The organism is Pseudoalteromonas sp. A757 (genome assembly GCF_004103285.1).
GTDB lineage: Bacteria > Pseudomonadota > Gammaproteobacteria > Enterobacterales > Alteromonadaceae > Pseudoalteromonas > Pseudoalteromonas galatheae.
The window spans coordinates 112,991-135,215 of sequence record NZ_QNQN01000072.1; the positions used below are offsets into that span (position 1 = coordinate 112,991).

Annotated in this window: 20 protein-coding genes; 8 read left to right on the plus strand and 12 right to left on the minus strand. The window is 42.6% G+C overall.

Features of this window, described 5'->3' with window-relative positions; translation table 11 throughout:
* Positions 1–21: 21 nt before the first annotated feature.
* The 9 genes from DRB05_RS16120 to DRB05_RS16160 all read right to left on the minus strand — a co-directional run bounded on the left by DRB05_RS16120 (position 22) and on the right by DRB05_RS16160 (position 9,084).
* The gene (locus DRB05_RS16120; RefSeq protein ID WP_128727836.1) at positions 22–1,281 is read right to left on the minus strand and encodes a hypothetical protein; all 1,260 of its coding nucleotides are present in this window, start codon (positions 1,279–1,281) and stop codon (positions 22–24) included.
* 11 nt (positions 1,282–1,292) lie between these two features.
* Positions 1,293–1,910: an energy transducer TonB gene (locus tag DRB05_RS16125; protein ID WP_128727837.1), complete on the minus strand. Its 618-nt coding sequence runs from the start codon at positions 1,908–1,910 to the stop codon at positions 1,293–1,295.
* A complete protein-coding gene (locus DRB05_RS16130; RefSeq protein ID WP_099642010.1) occupies positions 1,910–2,314 on the minus strand; it encodes a biopolymer transporter ExbD in 405 nt (134 codons plus the stop codon). The genes DRB05_RS16125 and DRB05_RS16130 overlap by 1 nt, the downstream gene beginning before the upstream one ends.
* A gap of 14 nt (positions 2,315–2,328) precedes the next feature.
* The gene (locus DRB05_RS16135) at positions 2,329–2,853 is read right to left on the minus strand and encodes a MotA/TolQ/ExbB proton channel family protein (RefSeq protein WP_017218012.1); all 525 of its coding nucleotides are present in this window, start codon (positions 2,851–2,853) and stop codon (positions 2,329–2,331) included.
* Positions 2,853–4,214 carry a MotA/TolQ/ExbB proton channel family protein gene (locus DRB05_RS16140; RefSeq protein ID WP_128728052.1) on the minus strand — a complete coding sequence of 454 codons (1,362 nt, stop codon included), beginning with the start codon at positions 4,212–4,214 and terminating at the stop codon, positions 2,853–2,855. The genes DRB05_RS16135 and DRB05_RS16140 overlap by 1 nt, the downstream gene beginning before the upstream one ends.
* Positions 4,215–4,220: 6 nt before the next feature.
* The gene (locus DRB05_RS16145) at positions 4,221–4,991 is read right to left on the minus strand and encodes a DUF3450 domain-containing protein (RefSeq protein WP_128727838.1); all 771 of its coding nucleotides are present in this window, start codon (positions 4,989–4,991) and stop codon (positions 4,221–4,223) included.
* 404 nt (positions 4,992–5,395) lie between these two features.
* Positions 5,396–6,040 carry a CatA-like O-acetyltransferase gene (locus DRB05_RS16150; RefSeq protein ID WP_128727839.1) on the minus strand — a complete coding sequence of 215 codons (645 nt, stop codon included), beginning with the start codon at positions 6,038–6,040 and terminating at the stop codon, positions 5,396–5,398.
* Between the two features lie 49 nt (positions 6,041–6,089).
* The gene (locus tag DRB05_RS16155; protein ID WP_128727840.1) at positions 6,090–7,130 is read right to left on the minus strand and encodes a Glu/Leu/Phe/Val dehydrogenase; all 1,041 of its coding nucleotides are present in this window, start codon (positions 7,128–7,130) and stop codon (positions 6,090–6,092) included.
* 427 nt (positions 7,131–7,557) lie between these two features.
* A complete protein-coding gene (locus tag DRB05_RS16160; RefSeq protein WP_128727841.1) occupies positions 7,558–9,084 on the minus strand; it encodes a fumarate hydratase in 1,527 nt (508 codons plus the stop codon).
* A 165-nt stretch (positions 9,085–9,249) separates the two neighbouring features.
* On the opposite strand from DRB05_RS16160, the gene pabB reads away from it, so the two are divergent.
* The 4 genes from pabB (at position 9,250) to DRB05_RS16180 (ending at position 13,067) form a co-directional block, all read left to right on the plus strand.
* Complete coding sequence (gene pabB / locus DRB05_RS16165; protein ID WP_128727842.1) at positions 9,250–10,599, plus strand: aminodeoxychorismate synthase component I; 1,350 nt, start codon at positions 9,250–9,252, stop codon at positions 10,597–10,599.
* Positions 10,589–11,149: a CoA pyrophosphatase gene (locus DRB05_RS16170; RefSeq protein WP_128727843.1), complete on the plus strand. Its 561-nt coding sequence runs from the start codon at positions 10,589–10,591 to the stop codon at positions 11,147–11,149. The genes pabB and DRB05_RS16170 overlap by 11 nt, the downstream gene beginning before the upstream one ends.
* A gap of 169 nt (positions 11,150–11,318) precedes the next feature.
* A complete protein-coding gene (locus tag DRB05_RS16175; protein ID WP_128727844.1) occupies positions 11,319–12,695 on the plus strand; it encodes an L-serine ammonia-lyase in 1,377 nt (458 codons plus the stop codon).
* Positions 12,696–12,836: 141 nt separating this feature from the next.
* A complete protein-coding gene (locus DRB05_RS16180; RefSeq protein WP_128727845.1) occupies positions 12,837–13,067 on the plus strand; it encodes a hypothetical protein in 231 nt (76 codons plus the stop codon).
* Positions 13,068–13,152: 85 nt separating this feature from the next.
* On the opposite strand, the gene DRB05_RS16185 is transcribed toward DRB05_RS16180, so the two are convergent.
* On the minus strand, positions 13,153–14,523 hold the full coding sequence (locus DRB05_RS16185; RefSeq protein WP_128727846.1) for a YjiH family protein: 1,371 nt from the start codon (positions 14,521–14,523) through the stop codon (positions 13,153–13,155).
* A gap of 65 nt (positions 14,524–14,588) precedes the next feature.
* On the minus strand, positions 14,589–15,647 hold the full coding sequence (gene bamC, locus DRB05_RS16190; RefSeq protein WP_128727847.1) for an outer membrane protein assembly factor BamC: 1,059 nt from the start codon (positions 15,645–15,647) through the stop codon (positions 14,589–14,591).
* A 332-nt stretch (positions 15,648–15,979) separates the two neighbouring features.
* On the opposite strand from bamC, the gene DRB05_RS16195 reads away from it, so the two are divergent.
* Both DRB05_RS16195 and bcp read left to right on the plus strand, forming a co-directional pair.
* Positions 15,980–16,513 carry an ACT domain-containing protein gene (locus DRB05_RS16195; protein WP_128727848.1) on the plus strand — a complete coding sequence of 178 codons (534 nt, stop codon included), beginning with the start codon at positions 15,980–15,982 and terminating at the stop codon, positions 16,511–16,513.
* Positions 16,514–16,522: 9 nt separating this feature from the next.
* Positions 16,523–16,996: a thioredoxin-dependent thiol peroxidase gene (bcp, locus tag DRB05_RS16200; RefSeq protein ID WP_128727849.1), complete on the plus strand. Its 474-nt coding sequence runs from the start codon at positions 16,523–16,525 to the stop codon at positions 16,994–16,996.
* Positions 16,997–17,075: 79 nt separating this feature from the next.
* Here bcp and putP read toward each other — a convergent pair whose 3' ends face one another.
* Positions 17,076–18,557 carry a sodium/proline symporter PutP gene (gene putP / locus DRB05_RS16205; RefSeq protein ID WP_128727850.1) on the minus strand — a complete coding sequence of 494 codons (1,482 nt, stop codon included), beginning with the start codon at positions 18,555–18,557 and terminating at the stop codon, positions 17,076–17,078.
* A gap of 318 nt (positions 18,558–18,875) precedes the next feature.
* On the opposite strand from putP, the gene DRB05_RS16210 reads away from it, so the two are divergent.
* Both DRB05_RS16210 and DRB05_RS16215 read left to right on the plus strand, forming a co-directional pair.
* Positions 18,876–20,096: an HDOD domain-containing protein gene (locus tag DRB05_RS16210; RefSeq protein WP_128727851.1), complete on the plus strand. Its 1,221-nt coding sequence runs from the start codon at positions 18,876–18,878 to the stop codon at positions 20,094–20,096.
* Between the two features lie 89 nt (positions 20,097–20,185).
* Positions 20,186–22,204: a TonB-dependent copper receptor gene (locus DRB05_RS16215; RefSeq protein ID WP_128727852.1), complete on the plus strand. Its 2,019-nt coding sequence runs from the start codon at positions 20,186–20,188 to the stop codon at positions 22,202–22,204.
* Positions 22,205–22,225: the final 21 nt, after the last annotated feature.

A 22,225-nucleotide genomic window follows, 5' to 3' on the forward strand; every position in this document is an offset into this window, starting at 1 on the left:
GCCCCTTTCGGGGCTTTTTCATTAGAGACTTACGCCCCTACGCTGTGCTTTATCTTTGATAAAGTTTGCCCAGCTTTTAGCAAATTTTCGAGTACGAGGATCATCCTGTGCCTTCACAATTGCTGAGTAAGCCTGTTTAAACTTATCCTGATAGTAGTAAGCTTCTGCTAAATCGGCATATGCACTGCCTTTCTTTTCAGTTCCAAGCTCAAGTGCTTTGTTCAGTCTCACAACTGCGGCACTGTATTGCTGGTTCTGTAGCAACAAACCACCTGCTCTACCATAAAGCTCTGCATCATCATCAAACTTTGCAGCTTCTTCATAGTATTTAGCAGCATCGCTGATGTGTTTAGCTTGGTGGTAATAGCTCGCAAGCGCGGTTACATTCGCTTTTGTACGTTCAATTTTGCCATCTTTAATAGCTTTTTCGTACGTAACAGCAGCCTTCCAAGGTACTTCAACCAGTGAGTACAAGCTACCAAGGATCTTATAATGGTTCTCTTTTTCAAAGTAACCTTTATCGTATGCAATCTCCATTACGGTTAAACCTTTACCGTAATCTTCAGTTTGCAAATAAAAGCCACCTAAACGAGTCCATGATTGCGGATCCTCTGGGAAGATTTTAACCATTACTTCACCTACTTCAACAGCCTTTTTAAACTGTTTAAGGTCAAAGTATGCACCAATCTTCATCAGGTAGTATTGCTTGTTTGGCTCTTCAGACGCTGCTATCGCTTTGTCTGCTGGCTCAATTACATTAGCAAATTGCTTAAGCTCATAATAACCCTGAGCGATACGGCCATATACTGCTGGATCTTTCTCACCAGTAAAATCCATCCACGCTTCATAGGCTTTGATACCTTCTGCGTACTTTTCAGTACCCATTAGAAGGTCACCCAATAACTTCATCAGATCGCCTTGATCTTTAAAGTTAAGCGCATCAGGCGCAATGGCTTGACGAGTATATTTTATCGCTTCGCTGTAGTTCTCTTTTTGAGCATACAGCTGACCTAGGTAACGATTTACTGTCGCTTTATCGAAATCATCTGAAGGGTCAAGCTCACGAAGCATTTCAATCGCTTCGTCAACTTTTTCTTCATTATAAAGATCGAACGCTTTAGCAACCTTCTTACCTACCCGCTCACCCATGATCTTAGTTTTTGCGGCTTTACGCTTTTCTATCTCTTCATAGTTTGGCGCTGCAAAAACTGAGTTTGAGTACATACCGCCAGTCAAAGCAACAAGAAGAGCAAGAGCTGTAAACTTAGGTAAACTTTTCATGTCTTGCCTCCTTAATTACCTTGATTCAACTTAAAGTCAAGCTGAACAGTGATGCCTGGTTGTTTCTGGGGTTTACCATCAACAACTTTAGGGCGGTATTTCCACTTACGAAGTGCACGCTTTGCTTCACGGTCAAAGATACGTTTTGGTTCAGCATCGATAACATCGATGTCTTCTACACCACCAAGCTCATTGATAGTGAAAGATAAACGTACCCAACCTTCTTTGCCATCACGTGCAGCTTGCGGCGGATATTTAGGCTCGATTCGAACGATTGGTGTTGCATCACCATCACGACCGAATTCACCAGGTCCAGATAAACCACCTGCTGTACCACCTAGATCAATACTAGGCATGTTAAAGCCGATATTACCAGCAGACGGATCAGCCGTGTCTGGCTGAGGCGGCTGCGGTTTAGGCGGCTGCTTTGGCGGTGGCGGCGGCGGAGGCGGGACACGCTTCCGCTGCTGCACCTTTGATTCAGGTGGATTCGACATAATCTCGACGACTATCTGTTCCTTTTGAACATCTGCCCTATCCGCTCCTCCGGAGATAAGATATGACATGAAAAAGAACAAGCCGAGAGTTACTGCCCCACCTGCTAGAAGTGAAAACAGAAGTCGAATCATTACTGATCTCCAGCTATTGAAATCTTCAAGTTGTCGCCAGTCGCTTTAATTTGGTCCATAACCTTAACAACTACGCCGTGCTTCGCACCTTTATCGGCTTGAATAATTACCACGTCAGTAGGCTGCTCAGCCATTAGACTTTCAAGGTTAGCACTTACACGCTCAACATCAACTTGACGCTTATCCATCCAAATCTCACCGTTTTCACGGATTGCGATAAAGATGTTCGCATTCTTTGTCTTTTGTGCTTGTGCCGCTTTTGGCTTGTTAACCTCAATACCAGCTTCTTTAACAAAAGAAGTGGTTACGATGAAGAAGATAAGCATGATGAATACGATGTCTAGCATCGGCGTCATATCTACTGCTGCATCTTCCTCTTCACGAAAACGTTGTTTACGTGCCATAGTTCAATCTCTCTCTAGTGATGAGGCAAGCTATCAACTAGCTTCTCTTTAGCCATTTTTGCACGTGCTTCTAGACGCGTGCTAAAGAAAACACCTGATAGTGCCGCAACCATTCCAGCCATTGTTGGTACCGTAGCCATTGAAATGCCTGAAGCCATTAATCGTGCGTTACCCGTACCTTGAGTAGCCATTGTCTCAAATACTGTGATCATACCTGTCACTGTACCTAAAAGACCGATTAATGGACACATCGCAACCAATGTTTTGATAATCAACATGCGCTCATCTAATTTTTCAGACGCTTCAGAAATCCAAGCATCGCGGATTCTGTGTGCGTACCAAGACGTAGTATCTTGGCGGGCGTCCCACTTAGCAACGATATCCTTGTGTAACTTAGGAAATTCGCCGAGTAGGAACCAATAGCGCTCAATCATTAAAACCCACATTAGAAAGAGTGCTATCGCGACCACGTACAATACATCGCCGCCTGTAGCAACAAAATCCCTGATAGATTCCCATATCTCCATCAGGACTAACATTAGGCTTTCTCCTTCTCCGCGTGAGCAGCAACAATACCTGCGCTTTGCTCATCTAGGATATGTAGAACCGCTTTACTACGACCATGTACAACAGCGTGAAGTAGAATTAGAGGTAGAGCTGCAATTAGACCTAGAGCTGTAGTTACTAGCGCTAGAGAGATGTTACCTGCCATGATTTTCGGATCACCAGTACCGTATAGCGTGATTGATTCGAACGTCATGATCATACCAACAACCGTACCTAGTAGACCTAGTAGTGGCGCGATAGCCGCTAGGATCTTGATGATGTTTACACCCATCTCAATACGTGGAGTTTCACGTAGGATAGCTTCATCAAGTTTAAGTTCTAGGTTTTCAACATCTTGGTCTTTGTTATCGTGATATACTTTCAGGATACGGCCAAGAGGGTTGTTTGTGTTAGGGTTATTCGCGTTTTTGATTTGCGCTTTAATTTTGCCACTAACGATGAATAGGTCAAGCATACGAACAACTGCAATTAACGCACCTAAGATAAGTAATGCAGTGATGATGTAACCTACTGTGTCACCTTGGTGCCAGCGCTCTTCCATCGTTGCTCGTTGCGTATTTAGTTGTAGAAGTGAACCACGTGTCGGGTCAACAGCAAACATCGCATATTCATTAGCAGCTGCACCGATTAGACGCTCAACACCACCTAGCTCGCCACTTGGCTGCTTACCAAGAGGAACAATTTGCTTGTTCTCAGCGTCGTAAATTACGTAACCGTCTTTAGTTACAAGGTTAAAGTTACCAACACGTGTAACTTCTTTAACGTTCACGTCACCGCTTAACTCAGCAACTTCTGCTTCAAACTTAGAAACTTTAGCAGACTCTGTCATTTCAGTTTGGAAAGCAATCCAAAGCTCTTCAAGTTCACGAGTAGTCGGAAGCTCTTTCGCTTCAGCTAATGAACGAAGTACTTCTGCACGTCCAGGCTTTTCAGCACTTACAAGTGATGCTTCGATTGAACCGATCGCGTCAGCAGCTGAACGACGTACAACACCGAACATCTCACCTAGCGTACCTTTAGCATTTTCTAGCTCAACTTCTTTTTCAGCAAGCGTGATTTCATTTTGCTTGAACTGCTCATTTAAACGCTCACCACGTGCTTTCTCAGCAGCTAGGTCACGCTTTGCTTTGTTTAGAAGCGCTTGCTTATCAGCACGGTCACTTAAGAACTCTTGTTCACGCTGCTTGTTGATCTTGCCTTCAGAGATACGGTTTTGTTTAACCTGCTCTAGGATTTTGTCTAAGGCTTCAGTATTTGCGTGTGCATTTAGCGCGGCACCAGCAGAAACTGTTAACGCTGCAGCAACTGCAAAACCTTTAAATAGTTTCTTCATCATTAATTACTCCGCGCCAAAGATAGGTAGGTTTACAAGTTCAGGAGCCGCTTGCTTACGTGCAATACGGATCATGCTCTTAACTGGCTTAAGATACTCTTCACCCAGTTGATCCCACTGCTTAGTGTCGTTGTTCCACACCCAAGCGTGTTTTTGGTCGAACGACTGAGCAACATATGCGATGCGGCCAAGGCGTGCGAAGTCAACATTGATATTTTTACCATTTTGTTCAAGTGAACCTTGGCTCGCTACCATTGTTGTACTGTAACCAGTTTCAAGCGTATAAGCTTCAAGCACTTGACGGAACTTCTCAGATGTAGTCACTGACGAATTCGTCATGATGCTACGAAGTCTTTCAACACGTTCTAGACGCGTTTCCTGATTAAACGGAACGTCCGCTTTGATGAATTGCTCAAGCGTATCGATCATGCGATACATCAAAGGCACAACGTCCTGTTTTGTCTTATCAATAGTACCAATTTGACGATCAAAAGACTCGATACCAGCATTCTGGTCTGCTACAAGGCGTGCAACGTGATCGTTATACACTTTTAGCAGTTCTGTTTCGTCGATAATGCCGCGGTATTCCGCGATCATTTCTTGAGACTGACCATATAGGTTGTCAATCTTTTCTTGAGACTTTTTAGCAGCCGTTTGAGTTTGCTGACCTACTTTTTGTATGTCATTCAAAGGATCTGCAATCACATTGCTGCTTGCAAAAGCTGTCGCGCCTAAAAGCGCCGTAGCTACAAGGCTCTTTCTGATTTTAACAGACATAGTTCCCAACCAATTAAGTAATGTTACTTTTATAATTTTCGCGCTCTTAGCGTACTAAGAGCAACCCTGATATCATTCGACAGATATCAACTGTCCAATAATGCTAAATGCAACACGATGTGTCAACTTCACTGTGAAAACATTTTTTGTCAATAAATAAGTAATAATTATATACAAAACAAAAAATTAACATCAAAAACACAGCAAAAGATACACAACCCTCGTAAAACCAACCTTTTGCATACGCTATTTACAATATTTTACATCAAATTTATTCCAATAAACTGAATAGATATTCCAAATAAAAATAATGAATAAACATTAAAAACAAACATATAGAAGGGTTTTCTTTATTGCGTAGCGCGCAAATTATTTCACTTTCTACCAACTAACGCAAAATTTGTTTATCTATCCCAAATAGCTTGATCTATTTTTTCCTGAAGAATCTTTACGAACTCAGCGACATGTAGCCCGTCCATTAGCGCATGATGGACTTCAATACAAAATGGCATCGTACCATCGGCTTTATTGTATTTTCCGAACACAAATTTTGGTATGCCGAAGTCATCTCTACTGTGTCTCGCATGACCAAAACTGGAAAAAGATAACCATGGAAGTATAGATACATGAACACAATTTGGCACCTGACTTTCCATCAAGAATTGCTCACTGATAAGCGGTCCATTTAGTTGCTCGGCTTTGCTATGAATATTGGCGCTAATAAAGCGGTTGAAATCACTTTCAGGTGAAAGCCTTACAAATCTAAAGGTTTCATCCCCTCGCAGAAAAACACTGCTAATTTCTACAGCATCATATTCAACCACCTCTCCTGCCTCTATACGGTAACGAATAGGGGTATAGCTTTGTAATGCCAGCTGTAGTGCGTATAGACAACTAAGCGAAAATGGAACGGTATTACGTTTGCTCATTTCGTACACCCTTTCCATTTGCAAGCTGACGGTAACGGTGAAATAAGGTTGGGCAAAATCATTGAAGAAGGAGAAGTGTTCTTGGCGAGGCCAAGTATCTAGCGATATTTTCTTTTTCATACAAAAAAAGGGGCATTTGCCCCTCTCTGGTAATTAAACGGCGCTGTTATTATAGACCGTTTTCAATAATCTCTTGTGCTAATTTGTCAGCAATTATATGTGTTGAAACTTTCTCATCTTCAGAGCGCTTAAAGATTTCGGTTAGTGTATCATAGATACCTTCAACGTGTTTTGTCGCTGCAGCTTCATCATAACCTTCAGGTTTTGTTTCATAGTAAACATTGATGATTCCACCAGCATTAATGACATAGTCTGGTGCATACAAAATGCCTTTTTCACGAATGATCTCACCATGACGAGACTCTGCCAGCTGATTGTTTGCACATCCTGCAATAATCGTCGCTTTAATACGTGGAATAGTATCGTCGTTTACTGTAGCACCTAGTGCACACGGCGCATACACATCAACATCTAAATCATAAATTTCGTCGATGCCTACAGCGGTAGCATTAAAGTCATTGACCACTCTTTGTACTGACTCTTCGTTGATATCAGTAACAAATAGCTCAGCACCCGCGTTATGAAGATGTTTACATAGAGTGTAAGCTACTGCACCAAGCCCTTGTACGGCAACTTTGATACCAGCCAAGTCTTGGTGACCATATTTGTGCTGGTACGCTGCCTTAATTCCAAGGAATGTACCTAACGCAGTAAACGGAGAGGGATTACCACTTTTACCTTCAAGGCCCATTACGTAGTTTGTTTCTTTGTGCATTACCATCACATCACCTGTTGTGATGTTTACATCTTCTGCTGAGTAGTAACTGCCACCTAAACGCTCTAGCTGCTTACCAAATGCTCTAAACAATGCTTCTGACTTAATTGTCTTTGCGTCGCCAATGATCACAGATTTGCCACCACCAAATGGCAACCGTGCAACCGCATTCTTGTAGGTCATTCCTTTAGATAAACGCAGTACATCATATACTGCGTCTTCGTCGGAGGCGTAATTCCATAGGCGACAGCCACCTACTGCAGGACCTAGCTTAGTGTTATGCACTGCGATGATCGCTTTAAGACCCGATGCTTCATCAGAACAAAATACGACTTGCTCATGGTTATCAAATTCAACTTGGTTAAATACAGCCACTTTCTTCTTCTCCAAAAATTATCTATCCCATACGGGTAAGCTCTTACGTGTGACTTTGCGTTCAGTACCACACTAAGGGCAAATAGCGCTGAAATTGGCAAGACTCTATCACTAACTCTAGCACCATTCCACAAATTGAGATGATATAAACCTAATTCAAAATAAATATGAATATTCAATTCACATACAAGAAAGATAAAGAAATAACTAGCCATATAAAAACAAAATAAGAGAATTTCAATTTAACTTATTTAACTTTTTCGAAGTTACTGTTTACGTAAACGGAAGGTAAATTAGTGGTGTAAACATATCAGTACAAAAAAGGAGGCTAATAGCCTCCTCAATAATACTCCAGATCGTTAATTTAACAACGGAGCCAAATGTAGAAATGGAAAGTACCTATACATTTTCCATCAATGCGACTTGATTAGCTAAGTTTGCTATCTAGCTCTTCAATTCGTGCTTTCCAAATTGCAGGGCCTTGGGTATGCGCATTCTCACCGTTGCTGTCAACGGCTACCGTCACCGGCATGTCTTCTACTTCAAATTCGTAGATAGCTTCCATACCTAAGTCTTCAAATGCCACAACACGCGATTTCTTAATAGCTTTAGCCACCAGGTATGCTGCACCACCAACAGCCATAAGATACACAGCTTTATTTTGTTTGATTGACTCGACGGTTGCTGGACCGCGCTCGGCTTTACCGATCATACCGATAAGACCGGTTTTCTCTAGCATCAAATCAGTAAACTTATCCATACGTGTAGATGTGGTAGGACCTGCTGGACCCACTACTTCATCTCCCACAGCATCCACCGGACCCACGTAATAGATAAACTTATTAGTGAAATCGACACCATCTGGCAAACCTTGCCCAGAATTCATCATTTCTTGTAAACGCTTATGCGCTGCATCTCGACCAGTTAATATTTTGCCTGAAAGCAGCACAGTTTCACCCATTTTCCATTCTTGGATATCTGCTTTGGTCAAAGTATCTAGATTGACACGACGCGTATCTTCACCCACTTCCCAAGTCACTTCTGGCCAATCTTCAAGCTTTGGCGCTTTTAGATCTGCAGGGCCAGAACCATCTAATGTGAAATGTACGTGACGTGTAGCGGCACAGTTAGGGATCATCACCACAGGCTTAGACGCTGCGTGTGTTGGTGCCGTTTTGATTTTTACATCAACAACGGTTGTTAAACCACCAAGACCTTGTGCCCCAATACCAAGCTTGTTTGCACGTTCAAAAATTTCTAGACGCAGTTTTTCTTCTGCGGTTTCGGCACCACGTTCCATCAACTCATGGATATCAACCGGATCCATTAAAGACTCTTTTGCCAACACAGCCGCTTTTTCCGCTGTGCCACCGATACCTATACCTAGCATACCCGGAGGACACCAACCTGCGCCCATTGTCGGTAATGTTTTTTCTACCCATTCTGCAACATCATCTGATGGATTTAGCATCACCATTTTTGTTTTGTTTTCAGAGCCGCCACCCTTCGCTGCAATCATCACTTCAACCTCAGCACCAGGTACTAAGTCAATGTGTACTACCGAAGGCGTATTGTCTTTAGTGTTTTTACGACTACCTGCCGGATCAGCAACGATTGATGCACGTAGCGGATTATCTGGGTTCATGTAGGCACGACGAGTTCCCTCATCTACCATTTGTTGTACCGTCAAGTCAGTTTTATCCCACTTAACGTCCATACCGACTTTAACGAAGCAGGTTACTATACCCGTGTCTTGACACAACGGACGCTTCCCTTCTGCTGACATGCGTGAGTTAATTAAGATCTGTGCAATTGCATCTTTCGCAGCCTTACTTTCTTCTTTTTCGTAGGCTTTTTCTAATGCTTGGACAAAATCAAGTGGGTGGTAAAATGAGATATATTGAAGCGCATCTTCAATGCTATCAATAAAGTCTTGCTGACGGATTGTACTCATGACGGTTCCTCAATTTTCGACGGTATTTTTTTGGTATTGAAACTTTTGCTGGCAATTGTTGTTATTCAGCATCAGAAAGTCAATTTCAATACCTTAAACTATGGAATAGCAGGTAACTATGATAACCTCCCCGCCCGTTTGGGGCTAGCTTTGCAGGTCAAGTAAATGATAAACGAGCGAATAAACTGTACAAAATTAGACATTAGGCATAATGCACTAGAATTATTTGAACACTTTGCAAACGAATCTCAGGCTATCCTGTTAGATTCCAGCGATTCTGATCACATCAATAGCCGCTACGATATCATTGCGATTGCACCAACTAATTTACTTGAAGCTAAAAACGGAAATGTATTTTTAGACGGCAAGCTGCAGATTGAATCTATTTTCACTGTGATGAAGGATAAGCTTGCCCAGTTTAGTAATTGCAGTGCTCCCCATGATTTACCTTTTAATGGCGGTTGGCTTGGTTATTTTGGCTATGATCTCGGCCGTTATATTGAACACATATCTCATTGTGCGGAACATGATATTAAGCTTCCCGACGCCTGTGTTGGCTTGTATCCAGACGCGCTAATTTATGACAAAGTAGTCAAAGCTTGGTTTTATGTGTCTCAACCTGATACGCAAAGGTTGGAAATGTATTTACAGCGGCTCGAAGACACCTCAGCGTTCGAGCCATTTAGACTGACATCACAGTGGCAGTCAAACATGACTAGAGCAAAATACGAGCAAAACTTTGAGCGCATTCAATCTTATTTGTTAAGTGGCGACTGTTATCAAATAAATCTAGCACAGCGCTTCACTGCTCACTTTGAGGGAACTCCGTGGCTCGCGTATAAAAAGCTTCGAAACCACAACCAAGCGCCTTTCTCTGCATTTTTTAACTTGGGAGACAGTGCTATAGTTTCGGTGTCGCCGGAGCGCTTTATTCAAGTTAAAGACAACATTGTAGAAACTAAACCGATTAAAGGCACCTTGCCAAGGTTACCAAATACTGACGCCGACAAAGCGCAAGCTGAAAAACTGAGAAACAGCAGCAAAGACCGAGCCGAGAACGTCATGATAGTTGACCTACTACGTAACGACTTAGGTAAAGTGGCCAAGCCGGGTTCTGTTGCGGTTCCATCACTCTTTGCAATCGAGAGTTTTCCTGCGGTCCACCATCTAGTCAGCACAGTAACGTCTAAACTAGCCGAGGGTAAATGCGCTGTTGATCAACTCGAAGCCGCCTTCCCCGGTGGCTCTATAACAGGTGCCCCTAAGATCCGCGCCATGGAAATCATCGAAGAACTAGAGCCTCACAGACGAAGCGTTTACTGTGGCTCAATCGGCTACCTTAGCGCCTGTGGTAATATGGATACCTCTATCACTATCAGAACCCTAGTTTGTCATCAAAATAGGATACATTGCTGGGCAGGTGGTGGTATAGTCAAAGACTCTCAAGTTCAGTTAGAGTTTGAAGAGACTTACCACAAAGTGAATAAAATTCTCCCGGTATTGAATGAAGATTGATCAGGTTATATCGCAATTTATGTTAGCCCCCATCATGGCGCAAACACCAACCACGCTGCATCCTCTCAAGCAAAGTGCGGTGCTTATTCCTATTGTTGATGTAAATGCTAGTGCCCACCTGTTGTTTTGCAAACGCAGCAGCGAATTACCAAGCCATCCAAGTCAAATTTGCTTTCCTGGCGGCAAAGTCGAACAACAAGATAGTAATATCATCAACACTGCACTGCGCGAGACCGAAGAAGAGATAGGCCTGACAATCTCTGAGTCTCAAGTTCTGGGCATATTACCGTTTATGCAAACACTCACCGGTTACCAAATCACTCCCGTTGTAGCTTCTGTACAACAAGATGCGACTTGGGTAAATCAAAGCGACGAAGTGCAACAAACCTTTACAGTGCCATTAAACCAATTAAGCACGGCCAAGAATTGGCGAACCTTCCGTTTTACCAATAAAGGCAAACCCGTTTCACTCGACGGGTTTATGACAGCGCACGGTTTACTGTGGGGCGCAACGGCAAAAATCGTCAAACAGTTCACCGCCCTATTTTAGCCCTTAACTGGTAAGACCTTTTTTTAAAATCCACCTCCACCTTGCAGATTAGAGACCTTTCTATCATGCTTACTGCAAAACTGGCATATACTTTTGCCGATTATGGGTTACTTCCCTAATTAGACACGTTATGATGGCGTCCGTTTTAAAGGCAATGTGAGTAAAATTTATGATCAGTGCATTCGATATGTTTAGTATCGGTATTGGCCCTTCTTCCTCTCATACAGTGGGACCAATGCGTGCTTCTAGGTTATTCGTACAAGACCTTCAGGCACAAGGCATCGTTGATGATATCACTTCGGTGAAAGTGGAACTGTTCGGTTCTTTAGGCCAAACAGGAATTGGCCACGGCTCTGGCAAAGCTGTTATTTTGGGACTTGCGGGTTACGACCCTGAGACCATAGATGCAGATCTGGTACCAGAGATCTTAGAAACCATAGAAAATGAACAGGTTATCTATCTCGACAAGCAACATAAAGTAAAATTTCCTAAGCAAGGCGCGATTGTTTTTCACCGTCGAAAAACGCTGCCTAAGCACTCCAATGCAATGGAAATTAAAGCATACAAAGGCGAAGAGCTTGCTCATAGCCAAATTTACTACTCGATTGGTGGCGGCTTTATCGTTACCGACCAGAATTTTGAAGCTGAAAAGCAAGCAGCGCTAGATATCAGAACAGAAAACCCCGCACCTTACCCATTCAATTCAGCCGCCGAGCTACTGGAAATGTGTAAAGAGTCTGGGCTCAGTGTGTCTTCGTTAATGATGGCCAACGAGAAAACGCTACGTAAAGAATCTGAAATCAAAGATACGCTATTCCATATCTGGCAGGTGATGAAAGCTTGTATTGAACGTGGTATGAAAACCGAAGGTATTTTACCGGGCGGTTTAAAGGTTCGTCGTCGTGCACCTAGCCTGTATTTAAAACTCAGTGTAGAAACGCACCAAGATCCGCTACGCGCAATGGATTGGGTGGATTTGTTTGCACTAGCAGTTAACGAAGAAAATGCAGCAGGCGGCCGCGTAGTGACCGCACCAACTAATGGCGCAGCCGGTATTCTTCCAGCGGTGTTAATGTACTATCACACTTTTATCAAAGAAGTGGATATAGAGATTGCCACACGTTACCTTCTTACTGCTGCGGCAATTGGGATCTTATATAAGAAGAATGCTTCTATTTCTGGTGCTGAAGTTGGATGCCAAGGTGAAGTAGGAGTTGCATGTTCAATGGCTGCTGGTGCTCTAACCGAAATCATGGGTGGTAACGTCGTACACGTTGAAAACGCCGCCGAGATTGGCATGGAGCATAATCTGGGCCTAACCTGCGACCCTGTCGGTGGGCTTGTGCAAGTTCCGTGTATTGAGCGTAATGCAATGGGTTCTATTAAAGCCATTAACGCATCTCGTCTTGCTTTGCGCGGTACGGGCGATCAAAAAGTGTCACTAGATAAAGTGATTAAAACGATGCTTGATACTGGTAACGACATGAAAACCAAGTATAAAGAAACCGCGCGCGGTGGATTGGCAGTAAATATTATTGAGTGTTAACTGACAATTGTCAGTTCACTTTATAAAACACTAAATGGCATCATGATGATAAATCGTGGTGCCATTTTTTATTGTCACTTGTCTACACTACAATAAACTTATCTTGGTATCACTTATTAACAACAAAGGAGTAAATGCATTATGTCTGGCACTACGATGGTTTTTCTCATTGTGCTTATCTGTGTTGGTAGCGGAATAATCAGTGAGATTTATAAACGCCGCTTAGAATTTAAAAAAATGGATTCTCACAGTAAAGAAGAACGAGAACAGCTGCAATCGGAAATAAACGCGTTAAAATCTAGAATTGCTACTTTGGAACAAATTGTAACGGACGAGGGTTATCAAGTGAAAAAAGATATCAACAGGTTATGATGCCTCATGTTCAGGTTATTTCGTGTCATAACCCAAATGAAGCTAGAGATGAGCAATCAGCATAAATTGCTCATCTCTAATAGGATCAACCAACCAGCCACTTAGCCATGAAGACAATGACAGGCAAAGTCACAAGCGTTCTTAAAATGAAGATTAAGAATAGCTCCCATAAGTTCACCGGAATTTTACTGCCCAACAGTAACGCACCCACTTCTGACATATAGATAAGCTGAGTTACGCTCATGGCAGCGACGATAAATCGAGTGGTATCGCTTTCAATGGAGCCTGCGGCAAGAATTGACGGAATAAACATATCCGCAAAGCCAACAACGATTGTCTGGGCCGCCTTTTCTGCCTCTGCCACATTGAGTAACTCGAGGTAAGGAACGAAAGGCGTACCTAAATATTGAAATACTGGCGTATGCTCAGCAATGATCAACGCAAATGTACCAACAGCCATTACTACTGGTAATACAGCAAAAACCATATCCAATGCGTTATATAAGCCTTCTTTTACCGTTCCTTTAATACTTGGTGCTGTTTTTGCCTTAGTAAGTGCTATATCTAGAGAGTGACTCAACAACCCCTTCCCTTTAGGCACTGCTTCCGAATCTTCATTATGATCGCTACCATCAACATAAATATCTTTTTTAAATCTGAGCGGTGGTAAGCGCGGCACGATAATCGCTGCAACAAAACCAGCTGCACATACGGTCAAATAAAATGGTGCAAACAAGTGTTCCAGTTTGACTTGACCAATAACGACTAAACAAAAGGTGATGGAAACCGCAGAGAATGTAGTACCAATGATCGCTGCTTCTCGTTGTGTGTAATGCTTATCTTCGTATTGGCGAGCGGTCATCAGAATACCGACGCTACCATCACCAAGCCAAGATGCAACACAGTTTACGGCACTACGTCCGGGCACGCCGAATAATGGTCGCATCACTTTAGTCAAAAGCGTACCAACCATCTCAAGCAAGCCAAAGTTAAGCAAGAGTGGCAGCAATAGTCCGGCTAAAATGAATACACAAAATAGCACGGGCAAAAGGTCATTGAGCACTAACGCCCCTGTATTTTCCGAATGGATCGCTTCTGGACCAACACCATTGAAGGTAAGCACAATAAACACCATACCAACTAGTCGGGTTATTAACCAAATCCAGCTTACATCGAACAGGTGTTTTATTATGGTTATTTTTAATAGCGCTTGGGGTCTTAGAAGTTTAACCACCAGACTCATGATCCCTGTAATACATACTATTGCAACGATCATATCTTTCATAAAATGGGCTAGTTGCGCTTGCAACCATTTTGCCATCACTGCAATCGGGATAGTCATTGCCTCCCCAACCGCCACCGGCGTCATAAACAAAAAAATACCAATCAATGACGGTACGATAAACGCAAACCACGTTTGTAAAGTGGAGCGTGGTGTCATAGTGCTCTCAGTCATTTTTTACTTCCACAAAAACAAAGAAAAGAGCCGAAGCTCTTTTCGTTTTTAAATTATTATATTTATTAAATCGTTAGACCTTTTTGCCTAAGCAAAGTGATTAAGGCTTGATGCAGATTATTCATAGTGTTTGCATCAAGTACGTTACCTTCGCTATCCCTCCAAGTAATTGACGTACGCGTATCCTGCGCTTGCGCGATCTTTATCGTGTAATCACCATTGTCTATTGGCAATACAACTGCTTCATCACCCCAGATAGAGTCCCAAACGCTGCTTTCAGGCGCTTCGTAACGTACCAAGACTTCCTGCTTTTCCCTATCAACACGGACAACCGTAAAGTTACTTCTTTCGAGGAAGTTAGAGAAACGATCAAGCACCGCTTCTTGACCTTTTTCAGTCAATAGCGCCGAATCACCATTTTTGTCAAAACCAAGTTCAAGTGCCAGTACCCCTTGGCGCTTACGCATTTCAACTTGTAGTAGACGATATTGATAGTCAAACTCGGTTACAACTTCATTAAGTGCTCGTACTTCTAAATGGTTCTTTAGAAGCGCAGTTAACTCGTCATCACCTTGATAATCGACCAACTCCGCACGAAGTGATGCGGTGCGCTGGTGCTCTTTTTGCTCCAAGGTAAATTTAAACTTTTGCTTGGATGGCTCTACACTTTCTTCCCAAAACCAGCCTTCTTTTGGTTTGATCAGAGAATACCAAGTTGTCGTCACTGTCCCTTGTGCTTTGTTATCACTTTCAAGCCCTGCGTTGTGCATTGCTACAACGCCATCCACAGCGCGCCAAATAAATGCCGGTAAATCTTCTATACCGTCATTCTTATCAAAAAAGATCCTTGCGACGTCTTCACCCTGCTCGACCCAACTGCCTTGCGCAACTGTCAAAACTTGCTGCGGTGCACGGTAGCTTATAGGCTCGGCCGTGTTTTCATATTGACCAACTGGCATTGCAAACTCAGGATCTCGGTAAGGTTGAGCCAAGCCTTCAGGGGCTTTCACCGGAGCATTTGCACGATAATTTCTTTCATGATGTGCATCATTTGTGAAAATACTACAGCCGCTTAGGCTCACGGCAATTCCAAGAACCAGTGATTTTGGGATCCAATACTGCACTCATTTACTCCTTAGCAAACCCTATTGTTATTCGAATCAAAGTTATGATTTAGGATTGCCGAATTGGTTCACACAAAGTTGCCAAAAATTGACAATCTCTGAATTGTTAGTGCTATGACATCGAATATTCCACCAAATATATTGGGAACACGTATTTCATAGCCAAAATTTTGCCCTATGTTACTTGTCATACATTAGAAAAACAAGCAACCATGCCTTGCAGGCACAATTCTATTTTTTATTACAACGCGCTAGCGCTAAAACTCAGATATGGTAGTATTTCGCGTTAATTATTAACCTTGGGCGCATTACGTGAAATCAGAGGTTCCAAAATGACCATGCATGCAAACCATCAACTTGTCTTAACCGCCATTGGAGAAGACAGATCTGGTATTGTTGGCGAATTGACACAGCTTGTAAGTGACTGCAATTGTAATATTATTGACAGTAGAATTGCGATATTGGGAAATGAATTTACCTTTATCATGCTACTTGCCGGTGATATGGCGTCTATTAGTCGTGTCGAGCACACCTTACCTGCCAAAGGGATGGAGCTTGGCCTCTTAACTATGATGAAACGCACCGCAAGCCATCAACAAGGCGAGTACAGTGCAGGTTATACTTTGGAATATGAAGGACTAGATACTCCTGGTACGTTAAGTAAAGTAACGCGCTATTTCGCAGCTCAAGGAGTGAATATTTGTTCACTGAAGTCCGATACCTTTGAACAAGATGACGAACTACACATGCGCTGCGAGCTTGAGTTTAATATCCCTGTGGATGTGGATATTGACAACTTTAAAGTTCAGTTCGAAGATCTTTCTCACTCCTTAAACGTAGACTATATATTTAGACGCATTCGCTAAGGATTTACTATGAATACTTTAAAAGCTGGTGATAAAGCGCCACTATTTTCACTGCAAAATCAAAATGACGAGACTGTAGAGCTTGCTACCCTGCTAAAGTCTCACCAAGTGTTAGTCTATTTTTATCCCAAAGCGTCGACTCCAGGATGTACTGTACAAGCTGAAAATCTGCGTGACCATAAAGCTGAACTGGCTGACTTAAACACGATCGCCGTCGGCATTAGTCCAGATCCTGTGAAAAAGTTAAAGAACTTTGAAAACAAAAAAGAACTGAATTTTGACTTACTTTCGGATGAAGACCACGCTATTGCTGACGAGTTCGGTGTATGGGGACTAAAGAAATTTATGGGTAAAGAATATGATGGTATTCATCGCCTATCTTTCTTAGTTGGTCAAGACGGTACCATCAAGCACGTGTTCAATAAGTTTAAAACCAAAGATCATCACGAGGTTGTGATTAATCACTTAAAAGAACACGCTTAATGTAGCAAGTTGAGCTGTATATATTTGGAATAAAAAAACGGAGCTTGTCGCTCCGTTTTTTTATTCGCGTCAACTGACTTTAATCAAGCGCTTTTTCTACTTTATCAAATAGGGTCGTGATCTCTTTACTCGGCGCTTTAGTCATCAAGCTAACAACAAAGATAGCGATTGTCGCAACAATGAATCCAGGAACAATTTCATATAATGTCGCGCTAAGCGGCTCACCATTATAGGTAAATGGACCATAGATCCATACCAACACAGTCAACGCACCAGATACCATACCAGCAAGTGCTCCAGCAAAGTTCATGCGAGACCAGAATAAACTTATCAGCACCAGTGGGCCAAATGCCGCACCAAAACCAGCCCAAGCATTACTTACAAGATCTAGAATCGAGCTGTCTCTGTCATACGCAAGATAAATTGCAGCAAGCGCTACAACTAACACGCTAGTACGGCCAACAAGCACCAGCTCTTTATCCGAAGCATGCTTATTCAAGAAAATCTTATAAAAGTCTTCCGTTAACGAGCTCGAACTCACCAACAGCTGTGAAGAAATGGTACTCATAATTGCTGCAAGAATAGCTGCAAGTAAGAATCCCGCAATTAGTGGGTGGAACAACAGCTGAGATAAAATCAAGAAAATGGTTTCAGAATCATCCACAACAATCCCATATTCATGAGCATAAGCGGCACCAAACAAACCAGTACCCACAGCACCAAGCGCAGCAACTATCATCCAGCTCATACCTATGCGTCGTGCCGTTGGCATGTCTTTCACACTACGGACTGACATAAAGCGCACAATAATGTGAGGTTGACCAAAGTAGCCAAGACCCCAGGACATGGCTGAAATAATGCCAATTGCACCCGCCGAGCCAACCCAAGTTAACATCGTTGGATTTAACTCATTTAGTGTTTGAGATAGCGGATTATCGAGCAGTGAGAAGGTAACTAAAGGCACTAGAATCAAAGCGATAAACATAATGCAGCCTTGGACAAAATCAGTCAGACTTACTGCTAAAAAACCACCAAATAGAGTATAAAGTACAACAACACTAGTTGTGATATATAAGCCGCTCTCATAACTTAGGCCAAAAGAGCTCTCAAATAGTTTACCACCAGCAACAACACCAGAAGAGGTATATAGCGTGAAGAAAACAATGATCACTAATGCCGACACTATTCTCAACGCGTTTCCTTTATCTTCGAAGCGATTTGCAAAATAGTCAGGAATGGTGATCGCATCATTTGCATACTCAGTGTAAACACGTAGGCGTGGTGCAACCAATAAATAGTTAAGCCAAGCACCGATCACAAGGCCAATTGCAATCCATGTACTGCTAAACCCATACAAGAACATGGCGCCAGGTAGACCCATCAAGATCCAACCACTCATGTCCGATGCACCAGCTGAAAGTGCCGCTACACTTGGTGGTAAGCTACGACCGCCCAACATGTAGCCTGACACATCACTGGTCGACTTTTTATATGCGTATAACCCAATTCCCAACATCGCAATAAAATACAGTGCGAGAGAGATTATCGTACCTATCTCCAAATTAGCCTCCTAATTGTTCGTTGGGCTCTTCTCCAAATGTGAGCTTTTTCTATCACTTAATTATTCGATTTCTAACTCACTTTGAATAAAAGCCAAAAACATAAAGACTTCACTATAACACGCACAAACCATACACCCAACCACCTGAGACCGTTGACCAAAACTGTATTTTATTTTTAACTCAGTGAACAGGTTAGTTATTACTCGCTATGCGATTGATAATTACCTATATTAAGTACACTCAATTTCCCAACGTGACCTAACTGCGCTTTTACCTTATATTAAAGCCAATAGCATTTTGTTCGGATGGTAGTATCTATGTATTTTTATGCAGCTCGTCAGCCAATTTTTAATGTGCAAAGGGAGTTGATTGGCTACGAACTTTTATTTCGTGATAGCTTAAATAATGTGTTTCCCGAGATTGACGGCGATGAAGCAACGAGTCGTTTGGTGGAAGGAAGTCAATTTACCTTTGGTCTAGATGACCTAACGAACCAACACCCTGCTTACATTAACTTCACTCTAGAGACACTGGCAAAAGGCTATGTACAAATGCTAGCGCCAGAACAAGTAGTAGTAGAAATATTAGAAACGGTACAACCGGGAAAACGACTCTTAGCTTGTGTTAAAGAGTTAAAAGAGCAAGGCTATACGCTCGCACTTGACGATTATCAGCATCAAAATGTGTGGCGTCATTTTTTTCCCTATATTGACCAAATAAAGGTCGATTTTTTGGCCTCAAATCTTGAACAGATCAATATTATTAAGGCCGCAATACAGGATTTTCCTCAAATTGATTTAGTAGCAGAAAAAGTAGAAAGTTACGAGCAGTTTGAGCTTGCCAAGTCGCTTGGTTTCAAATATTTCCAAGGCTTCTTTTTTGCCAAACCCGAAATGGTCAAAACCAAATCACTGGCGCCTTCTGAATTGGCCATGGCAGAGTTACTTTACGAAACATCAAGCGTTGAGCCTGATCTTGCTAGGATCACTCAGGTTTTTGAGCGGGATGTAAACCTTAGTTATAAACTACTCCGATATGCCAATAGTGCCGTGTTTAAGCGCAGAGCAGAGATATCGACAATTAAGCAAGCCTTGGTTGTACTCGGCAATGATGAGCTTAAGCGCCTGATCTCATTATTGTTTGCTTCACAGCTCAATACTGAAAAACCCAAGGAGCTGCTTTCACTGTCCTTATTGCGCGCACATTTTATGGAAGCTGTAGCAACCAAGGCCAAGAAGATCTCCGATACCGGAAGCACATTTTTGGTTGGCATGATGTCACTAATGGACGCCATTCTTGATGACGATATGGCAAACTTATTGACGAAATTACCCTTATCTCAAGAAATAAAATCAACTCTCCTGAAAAAGCCAAGCGCTTTTGGTATCTATCTGGATCTTGCAGAATCGATGGAAAAAGGTGACTGGGGCAGCGTTGAAACCATGTCAAAATCTCTTGGCCTAAGCAGTCAAAATATCGCAGAGTTATATCAAAAGTCACAAGTTTGGAGTGACACTCAAATAAAAGCGATAGAGTAACCTATTAAAGGATGCGACAATCTGTCGCATCCCGCTAAGCGCCTGATAGCGATAAAATAAGTTCACTAAAACAACGTCAAAGTGAACATATGAAACGCACTCTACTCTCTCTTGCTATTGCTTCCTTATCATCCATAACGCATGCTGATGAAATTGAAAAAATCGTTGTTATCGCACCGATGCAAACACCAATCACGCTTACAACGGACGCGAAAGCAGTACGCCAACCTCTACCCGCACAAGATGGTGCAGACTTACTTTCTTCTATTGCTGGATTCTCATTAATTAAAAAAGGGGGGGCAAGCGCAGACCCTGTGTTTCGTGGTATGGCTGGCTCAAGAATTGCCATCATCGCCAATAATGGTCAAACGCTTGGTGGTTGTGGTAGCCGCATGGATCCACCAACGGCTTATATCACGCCACAATCCTATGACACCTTAAAGGTCATCAAAGGCCCACAAACTGTGCTATATGGTCCTGGCAACAGCGCTGCGACTGTCGTGTTTGAGCGTGAGAATGAACGTCTTGCTAAGTCTGAAATAATCGGCTTCACCAATGCAGTGCTTTCAAGCCAAGGTCGCCATAGTATTAATAGCGATATCAAAGCTGGTAATGAACACGGCTACGCCCGTATCGCCGCAAATTACAGTGATGCCGATGATTATGAAGATGGCAATGGCACCGAAGTTCATTCCGCATATGAGCGCTGGAATATAGACACAGAGTTTGCCTACACTCCTACCGATGACGCCTTCTACTCCATGACTTACGGGGTCAGTGATGGAGAAGTTGCCTATGCCGATCGTATGATGGATGGCAGTCTCTTTGACCGTGAAAATATTGGCCTGAATATCAAGCTATCTTCCTTTTCATCACTGATTGAAGAATTAAAGTTTAACGCTTATTATAATTATGTTGACCATATTATGGACAATCATAGCTTGCGTCCTTTTGTTGCTAACATGATGATGAAAGCCCCAACCTCCTCCAATCCTGACCGTAAAACATATGGCGCGAACCTCACATTAACTTCAGAGATCAATACCCAGCATACTTTTGTCTACGGTGTCGATTATCAAGCAAACGAGCATCGTAATCGAGTCAGCCGAAATCAATTCAACAACCCGGTAGAAACGATGCCTCGCCAAATAGATGCTGAATTTAGACAACTCGGTGTATTTGCCGAGTTCGAATATCAATTGAGTCGCTCCAGCCAATGGGTTAGCGGTTTGCGCATTGATGATTGGCAAAGTGAAGATCATCGCACCATGTTAAACGCAATGATGTCAATGAAACCAAATCCAACCGCCCTACAAACAAGAGACGATACGTTATTAAGCGGATTTAGCCGTTATCAAGCGCAAACTGAAAACAGCAGCTATTTTGTCGGCTTCGGCGTTACAGAGCGCCTTCCCGATTATTGGGAAGTGGTTGGTGGCAGCCGAGGAAGTGAAACATCTATTTCCGCCTTTAATGTCGATACCGAAAAGACCATGCAATTAGATGCAGGATTGATAAAGCAGTTCACAGACGTTAACTTCAATTTCTCGGTGTTCTATAACCAAATTGACGACTATTTACTGATAGACAATATGTTTAAAAAGATGAATATGATGTCAAAAGTGACCAGAAATATTGACGCGGAAACCTTCGGCTTTGAAGGGGAAGTAATGTGGCAAGCGAGCAAAGCGCTACAACTCACCGGTAGTATCAACTACGTAAAGGGTAACAACCTTACTGACAATCTCGCATTAGCTCAGCAACCGCCTCTACAACTACGTATTGCAAGTAATTACCAATTAAGTGATAAGTGGCAATTAGGCGGATTGCTACGATTAGTACGACACCAGCACAGAGTTGCGATTGGGCAAGGGAATATTGCGGGGCAGGATATCGCTGCTACGGCAGGCTTTGGCACGCTTTCACTCAATACCAATTATCAATATAGCGATGCAATACAGCTCAGCGCTGGTGTAGACAATGTGCTCGATAAAACCTATGCCGAACATTTAAGCCGTTCCGGCGCCGCGGTAAGTGGCTTTGACCAAATTGACCGAGTCAATGAACCTGGGCGAACACTCTGGGCAAATCTCAACTGGCGCTTTTAACCGTATACTAAGATAACCAAA